Raw genomic sequence first — 7,419 nt, forward strand, 5'->3', positions numbered from 1 at the left:
CACGGGTACCCGCCACCCGCCGCGCCCCCCGGCTCCACGCCACCGTGCTCGGCGGCGTCAGCGCTGTCACGCCCAGAATGATCACGTACGGTACCGGCGACAGCGTCGTGCGCGGCACCACCGCCGGTGGCCACCAGATCGAGCAGGGCCCGGTTCGCCCAGACCACACGACTGTCTGACGTGACCACCAGTAGCCCGGTGGATACCACGTCAGCCACGGAGCCGGCCATGCTAGCGACCAACGGATCTCCTCGCGCCTGTCAGCCCGGTGCACATCTCGGCTGGTCACGCTATCTTCATGGATCGCATGGCCTTCCCGATCGCATGGCGAGTGTAGCGGCAGGCAGGTGCGCACAGAACGTCAGGCTGTGGTAGCGGGTGTGTCTTCCGACGCCCGGGAACTCCTGGCATCCAGCGACACGAAAAACCATGATCGTATCATCGTCGGCCCGTCCGGCTCATCGACGACAGCAGCTCATCGACGACAGCGGGCCGTCGGCAGCGCGCAGAACTATGATCGCGCCGCCTCCGGCCCGCCGTTGCGACTCCGCCGGCAGCGACGTCAGTCGTGGATCTGCTGGGCGAGATAGTGTGCCTCACCGAGCTGGGAGACCAGCTCGAGCTGGGCATCCAGCCAGTCGATGTGCTCCTCCTCGGAGGTGAGGATCTCCTCCAGCAGGACAGCGGATCCGACGTCGTCACGCGAGCGGGTCAGGACGATCCCCTCCCGCAGCAGGCCGCAGGCCTCGATCTCGTGCGTACGGTCGGAGTTGAGCTGCTCGACAGGTGTCTCGCCGACATGGAGCGTGTTCAGCCGCTGGAGGTTGGGCAGCCCGCCCAGGTACAGCACGCGATGCACCAGCTTGTCAGCGTGGCGCATCTCGTCGATCGACTCGTCGTAGGTGTGCTTGCCCAACCGCCGGTAACCCCAGTTGAGCTGCATCCGGGAGTGCAGGAAGTACTGGTTGACGGCCGTCAGCTCATTCGTGAGGACGCGGTTGAGCAGTTCGACAATCTCCGGGTCGCCCCTCACATGAAACCTCCGCTATGTCAGCCCGATGACACAACCGGACAGCCACGGCGGTAGTCCGTCAACAGTTCCTCGATCTCGTCGAGGCAGCCACCACAACCGGTGCCCGCGGCACAGACATCACCCACCTCGCCCGTGTCGCACGCGCCCGACTCAATCACGCCGCGCAACGTCCGCTCGGAGACAGCAAAGCACGAACAGACCAGCACCGCACCTCACCACGCTCTGGAGAGAGCACCTCGTCCCATATTCCGGAACCGACGGCCCACGGACGCCGCATACGGTCGGATCAATGACAGCAAGTGCTCGCGTCTAAGTTAAACCTTCCCTAATAAAAACGTGGCCTAAGAATCCCACAGGGACAGATCGGAGGCAAGCGGGGATGAGCGAGCACCACGTCACCACCCGGCCACAACAGGCCGATCACGGCCGCGGCGGAACCGGCCTGACATACGGACAGGCCCGGTAGCTCGGAAAACAGCGGCCGCCCAGCACGGGACGCGATTCCCGGAGAGATACGGATCACACCTGGCAGCAGCCAGGATCAGGCGCCCGGATACGGTATTGCAGTACGGTACGGTCCCGTTTCGTGAAGGAGGGCACAATGTGCTGTGGACCAACCAGGTAGGCCCATATTGTCCGATATCGTCAACCATTGCCCGATATGGGCCGAAAATTCGACGATCGGGTCAGTGACGAGCATAACCGCGTCTCTCCGCGCACGATCGGCCCATTACCCGTGACGACGGCCGACGCCCAGCCCGCGCTGCCCACGACCAGTGCCACGGCGGACAGCCGGCCCATGCCCGACGCCAGGCTCACGACCGGCGCCCCGGCCACCGGCGGCGCCCCGGCCACCGGCGGGGCACGACGGGGGCGTCGCGCCCTCGGCACCGCCGGCTACGCGGCCACCCAGACCGTCCTGCTCGGCCTGTTGTTCATGGTCTACCGTTTCGGACGGCACATCGTCGACGGCCATCAGACCGAAGCGCTCTCGCACGGGGCCGCGGTATGGCAGATGGAACGCAGCCTGTACCTGCCCGACGAGGCAGCCGTCCAGCGGCTGGCCCTGCACTCCCACCACGTGACGATCCTGATCAACGAGTTCTATTACGCGGTCCACTTCCCCGCGGCGGTCGCGCTGCTCGTCTGGGTCTTCGCCTGGCACCGCTCCGCCTGGCCCAGGGCCCGCAATGTGATCATTATCGCGACAGGCATGGCCCTGGCGATCCACATCCTGTATCCGCTCGCTCCACCGCGCCTGCTGCCCATGACGATGACAGCTCTGATCGACACCGGCGCGATATTCGGCCCGTCGCCCTACGCCCAGGGCGACGGTTTCGCGAACGAGTACGCGGCCATGCCGAGCCTGCACATCGGCTGGGCCATCATCGAGGCATGGGTCGTGGTCACCGCCCTGCGCAGCCGGTGGCGTTATCTCGCCATCGCCCAGCCCGTGGCCACCACCGCCGTCGTCGTCGCCACGGCCAACCACTACTGGGTGGACGGCATTGTCGGCGCTCTGCTCGTCCTCCTGGCGGTGCAGGTCACCAGGTTGGCCCCGCAGGCCCGGATAGTCGCCGTGATGCGTCTGATGGTGACCCGCCGCTCGGATACCTGCGGGTCGCAGCAACCGTCCTGACCCGCTCCCGGCCGTCCCCCGGCCTGCCCTGCTCCTGCCCACGGGACGGCGGCGACTGCCGTGTGAGCCCCCGGGTCGAGGAGGCAGGCCCAGGATTTCCGGCCCAGGCGCCGGGCCGAGGGCCCAGGCCGGAGCGGCCCGCCGACGGGCAGCCCGAAAGGCAGACCGGAAGGCCCGGACCATCCGGCCTGCTCATCGAGGCAGGGCTGTGGCGGCTACGGGTGGCGGCTACGGAACGAGGGCGGAGATCTCCACCCGGCGGTTGGCGGCGCGCCCGGCATCGGTGGCGTTCGTCGCCAGCGGATGGTCCGAGGCGAACCCGGCGGCCCGCAGCTGATCCGCGGACACACCGTGGTCGGTCAGATAGGCGGCGGCGGCCCGCGCCCGCGCCAGTGACAGCGCCTCGTTGAAGGCGCGCGGCCCCCGTGCGTCGGTGTGCCCCGCCAGCAGGACGCCGAGCTCGTCCTCCCGCAGCAGCGCCGCGATCCGGTCGAGCTGGACGCGGTCGGCCTCGGTCAGCTCCGAGCTGCCCGTCGCGAAGGTGATCTGCCCCTCGGCGAGGACGCTGGCGAGCCGGCCGGCCAGCGACTGCGGCGTGGCCGCACCTGCCGCCGGCTGTGGCGCGGCCGTATCCGCCGCCGGTGCTGTCGCGGTCCCGCCGGTCGCTGGCACCGGCGCGGCCGCGCCGGCCGTCGGGAGGGCCGAGGCGGAGGCGGCCGAGGCGGGAGCGGAGGCGGCCGGGGCGGAGGCGGCCGAGGCGGGAGCGTTTGGGGCGGAGGCGGCCGACCGGATGGTCAGACGGTTGTCGACCGTGGCGGCCGGCAGCGTCCTGCGGGTCTCGGCGAGGACGGCCGAGAGCAGCCGGGCCTCCTCCCCGGCGTCCGCCACGCCCCCCTCCAGAACCACCGAGGAACCGGCGATCGTCACCTTGTGCTCACCGGCGGCCGTCGTGAGCGTGCGGGCCAGGTCCGCGAGAACGGTGACCGGCGGCGCGGCCACGGCGGGGTCGACCGTCACCTTCCCGGTCAGCGTGCCGGTGCCCGCCGCCGCGGCCGCGCCGAGCACCTGCTCACGGGCGGCCCGGTCGGGCACGGTGGCGGTGACGGTGAGCGAGTCACCATCGACCGCGATCACGAAGGGCCTGGCGGCGGCGCCGGAAAGCAGCGCCGGCACGATGCGGATGTCGCCGCCCAACGAGGCCGACCGTGCCCCGGGCACCCGCGCCACCACCTGGCGGGCCGCCTCGGCGTCGGTGAGGCTGGGGAACGTGCCGTGCACGGTGGCGTCCCGGCCGTCGAAGCTCACCCGCGCGCCGTCCTGGCCGTGCGAGCGCACCGCCAGGACGGCGCGGTCGGCAAGCTCGTCCTCGATGGGCTCACGCCGCAGCCCGAACGCCAGCAACGCCAGCAGCAGCCAGGCAACGACCAGGCACAGGGAGAACACAACCGGACGGGGCCGCTTCAGCGCGGCGATCTGGGCCAAGGACATCGACTGGTCTCCGCACGGATTCTGGCTGGATGGCTCTTCTGGCGGGGCTCTTCTGGCGGGGGCTGCTGGCCGGGGACTGCCGGCCGGGACATCGTGACCGGCTACGCCGGGCCACGGGCCACCGTGGCTGTGATCCATCACGACCGTGGTCCATCACGACCGCGGACCATGATGGCCGGGAACCACCATGGACATGGACATGGACATGGACATTGCATCATGGCCGGGACACTGTGGCCGGGAGCACCGTGCCCGAAACCGCCTCCGGGACGCGCCGCCGCCAACACCAGCCCCTACCAGGTAACCCCACAACGGCAGCCAACGGGATCAGGGTGGAACGGCCTACCGCCGGCCAACTCTCGCACACCGGCATACCTGTGATCTGTACCGGGCCGCCACCTATCCCCGGGGTGGCCACACCAGCGCCGGGCGCGTGGGAACACCGGCGGGGACGATCGCGGCCGGCTGGGGAAGGTGCGGCTGCTGCCGGGGAGGCTGGTCGGCCGCCCCGCCAGCCGGCTCGCCGACCTGTCCCGCCTGTTCCTGCCCGACCTGCGCCTGCCCGGCCTGCGCATGTCCCTGCGCCACCTGCGCCACCTGGTCTTCCTGGTCGTCGTCCCGGTCGGCCGGACGACCGGTGAGATGATCGTCATGACCGGCGGGACGGCCGGGGGACCGCCGTTGCCCATGTGCGAGCCGCATCACGACGGTGGCCGCCACGGCCCCGAGCCCGAGCGCGAACCAGCCTCCCAGCACGTCCAGCACATAGTGGTTGGCGGTGGCCATCACCACGAAGACCGTCGCGCCCGGGTAGAGGACGCCGAGCACCCTGGTCACGCGGTGCCGGGCCAGCCGGGCGATGTTCCAGCCGCACCACAGCGCCCAGGCGCAGTGCAGGGACGGCATGGCCGCGAACTGGTTGGTGATGCCGCCGAGCCCCTTGGGCGCGGCGCTGGAGTCCCCGGCCCACCAGCCCCAGTTGTGGAACGACGCCATCGTGTCGATGAAGCCGGCGCCGGGGAGCAGGCGCGGCGGCGCCGTGGGAAGCAGGAAGAAGCCGGTAAGGCTGATCACGGTGGTGCACACGATCGTCCACCGGGCCGCCAGGTAGCGGGGCGCTCGTTTGCGGTAGAGCCAGACAAGGACAGCCGGCGTGACGATGAAGTGGAGTGTCGCGTAGTAGTAGCAGCACACCACGGCAAGGGCGGGGACGCCCTGCAACCAGTGGTTGAGCCCGCGCTCGATGCCGAGGTGCAGGTCCGCCTGGACGCGCATGATGTCCCAGCCGACGGTGAGCGCGCTGTGGACGGAACCACCCGCCACCGACCGGGTGGCGGTGTAGGTGTAGTAGAAGATGATGATCATGGTCACTTCGACCCACACCACCGGCAGGCCGTCCGACCTGCGGCGTACATGGACCATCCGCGCCCTCCGGTTCCGATCCGGCCCACCGAGCGGTCCGGCCGTCACGTCCGGGCGCATCGCGGGCGGCCGCCCTCGACTTCAGCCATCCCCTCGACGTCAACCGTCACCGCGTGCGCCGGCATCGTCGCCGCCAGGCCGTCCGCGAGGACCGGCCAGCGACTCGTACCGGACGGCCTACCAGGACGGCATCCGCCCCGACGCCCCACAGCCCTGTGGCCACTGGCTGGCGACGTCGAACCCTCCCTCTTGCCCGCCGCTACCCGATCCGTCCACCATCCGATCTGACTGTCCGGTCTCTGCCCGCGTCCTGACCGAGGCTACATCGTCCGGCCGACAAGAAGACCACCGTTCCCTCACCCACCCAGCACAACCAGCGAACAGTCGCCCGACGAGCCGCGCGGGCCGCGCGGGCCGCGCGGGCCACGCGGGCCACGCGGGCCACGCGGTCGATCCGTGCGGGGAGACAGAGGTGTGGCCTGTCACGTCCGTGGCCACCGCGGGTGACATTTTCTCGCGACGGGTAGGACAGAATCGACGCCATGGGAACAGATCTTGCGATGACCCTGGGCACCCAGGAGACCGCCAACCTGGAGTTCAAGCGGGAGGCCAGGGATCGCAACGCCATCCGTGAGGCGATCTGCGCCCTGGCCAACGATCTTCCCGGGGTGGGCGGCGGGCATCTGATCATTGGCGTCGACAAGTCCGGTAAACCGGTCAGGGAGATCGATACTTCGGATCAGGCGCTGCTCGGGCTCACCAGCATCCGGGACGAGGGAAGAATCCTCGACCGGCCTTCGATGGTGGTCAGCCAGGCGGTCTACCAGGGGCAACCGGTCATCCAGATCGAGGTCAGCGCATCCCGGACCCCGCCGGTCCGTTTCGACAACGTCGACCGGGTCAACGACTACCGGAACCCGTCGCTGGCCGCGGCGATGAAGTCGCTGGGATATGTCAACCAGTTCGGCCGGGGTATCGGGCGTATCCGGGCCGCGCTGCGCCGGAACGGAAATCCCGGACCCGGGTTCGTCGTCGATGACGCCTCGTGGACCGTGACCCTGAGGAGCACGGTGTGATCTCGGTGGCGTTGTTCAACAACAAGGGTGGCGTGGGGAAGACCACCCTCACATACCATCTCGCGTACATGCTCCAGCGACTCGGGAAAAACGTTCTTGCCGCGGACCTGGATCCGCAGTCGAATCTGACGGCAGCGTTTCTCGACGAAGAGAAGCTTGAGCTGATCTGGCAGGAGACCGACGGGCCGGCACGCCCAGCCGGGCCGGACAGCACCGGTACGGCCAGCACAGTTGCCATCGCCGTCAAGCCGATCATGGAAGGCATGGGAGACATCCGTCCATGCCATCCCGAACAGATCCTGGACGGGCTCTGGCTGCTTGCCGGTGACCTGACGTTGAGCGCGTTCGAGGACCGGTTGAGCGAGGCCTGGCCCAAAGGCTTCACCGGGGACCCGGCCGCGCTGCGGACGACTACGGCATTCCATCGGATCATTCAGATTGCCGCGCGACAGGTCGGAGCCGATGTCGTACTCGTCGATGTCGGTCCCAACCTCGGTGCGATCAACCGGGCGGCGCTGCTTGCCGCCGACACCGTACTCGTTCCGCTGGCGGCGGACCTGTTCTCCCTCCGAGGACTGCGCAACCTCGGGCCGACCCTCCGGATGTGGCGGCGGACCTGGCACAACAAGGTGCTCCCGGACCTTCCGGCCAGGATCGACGCGCCGCCCGGGCGAATGACTCCTCTCGGTTATGTCATCATGCAGCCGACGATGCGCCTGGACCGCCCTGTCAAGGCGTATCAGCGGTGGCTTGACCGTATT

General features: G+C 69.3%; 8 protein-coding genes. 3 read left to right on the forward strand and 5 right to left on the reverse strand.

The features are described from left to right. The 3 genes from AC5LUJ_RS06920 to AC5LUJ_RS06930 all read right to left on the reverse strand — a co-directional run. Positions 1–242, reverse strand: a 242-nt coding sequence (locus AC5LUJ_RS06920; RefSeq protein ID WP_493464647.1) for a hypothetical protein, incomplete at its 3' end; no start/stop codon positions are given. A gap of 320 nt (positions 243–562) precedes the next feature. Then, positions 563–1,033: a bacterioferritin gene (bfr, locus tag AC5LUJ_RS06925; protein WP_250285817.1), complete on the reverse strand. Its 471-nt coding sequence runs from the start codon at positions 1,031–1,033 to the stop codon at positions 563–565. Positions 1,034–1,050: 17 nt separating this feature from the next. Next, positions 1,051–1,239 carry a (2Fe-2S)-binding protein gene (locus tag AC5LUJ_RS06930; protein ID WP_013874231.1) on the reverse strand — a complete coding sequence of 63 codons (189 nt, stop codon included), beginning with the start codon at positions 1,237–1,239 and terminating at the stop codon, positions 1,051–1,053. A gap of 530 nt (positions 1,240–1,769) precedes the next feature. Here AC5LUJ_RS06930 and AC5LUJ_RS06935 point away from each other — a divergent pair. Further along, positions 1,770–2,672, forward strand: coding sequence for a phosphatase PAP2 family protein (locus AC5LUJ_RS06935; protein ID WP_250291867.1), 903 nt, complete (start codon positions 1,770–1,772; stop codon positions 2,670–2,672). Between the two features lie 228 nt (positions 2,673–2,900). Here AC5LUJ_RS06935 and AC5LUJ_RS06940 read toward each other — a convergent pair whose 3' ends face one another. Both AC5LUJ_RS06940 and AC5LUJ_RS06945 read right to left on the reverse strand, forming a co-directional pair. Beyond that, positions 2,901–4,160 (reverse strand): OmpA family protein, encoded by a 1,260-nt coding sequence (locus AC5LUJ_RS06940; RefSeq protein WP_493464648.1) that lies wholly within the window; start codon positions 4,158–4,160, stop codon positions 2,901–2,903. Positions 4,161–4,559: 399 nt separating this feature from the next. Beyond that, positions 4,560–5,582 (reverse strand): phosphatase PAP2 family protein, encoded by a 1,023-nt coding sequence (locus AC5LUJ_RS06945; RefSeq protein ID WP_250285250.1) that lies wholly within the window; start codon positions 5,580–5,582, stop codon positions 4,560–4,562. Between the two features lie 542 nt (positions 5,583–6,124). Between AC5LUJ_RS06945 and AC5LUJ_RS06950 the strand changes: the two genes are divergently transcribed. Further along, the gene (locus AC5LUJ_RS06950; protein WP_250285249.1) at positions 6,125–6,658 is read left to right on the forward strand and encodes an RNA/DNA-binding domain-containing protein; all 534 of its coding nucleotides are present in this window, start codon (positions 6,125–6,127) and stop codon (positions 6,656–6,658) included. Next, the coding region (locus AC5LUJ_RS06955; protein WP_493464649.1) for a ParA family protein at positions 6,655–7,419 on the forward strand (765 nt) is incomplete at its 3' end. The genes AC5LUJ_RS06950 and AC5LUJ_RS06955, both read left to right, overlap by 4 nt.

The organism is Protofrankia sp. CiP1_Cm_nod3 (assembly GCF_982290655.1).

Bases quoted from the DNA above. Each gene is read 5' to 3' on its own strand.
- AC5LUJ_RS06940 (WP_493464648.1), bottom strand. From the start codon at position 4,160: ATGTCCTTGGCCCAGATCGCCGCGCTGAAGCGGCCCCGTCCGGTTGTG.
- AC5LUJ_RS06950 (WP_250285249.1), top strand. From the start codon at position 6,125: ATGGGAACAGATCTTGCGATGACCCTGGGCACCCAGGAGACCGCCAAC.
- AC5LUJ_RS06945 (WP_250285250.1), bottom strand. From the start codon at position 5,582: ATGGTCCATGTACGCCGCAGGTCGGACGGCCTGCCGGTGGTGTGGGTC.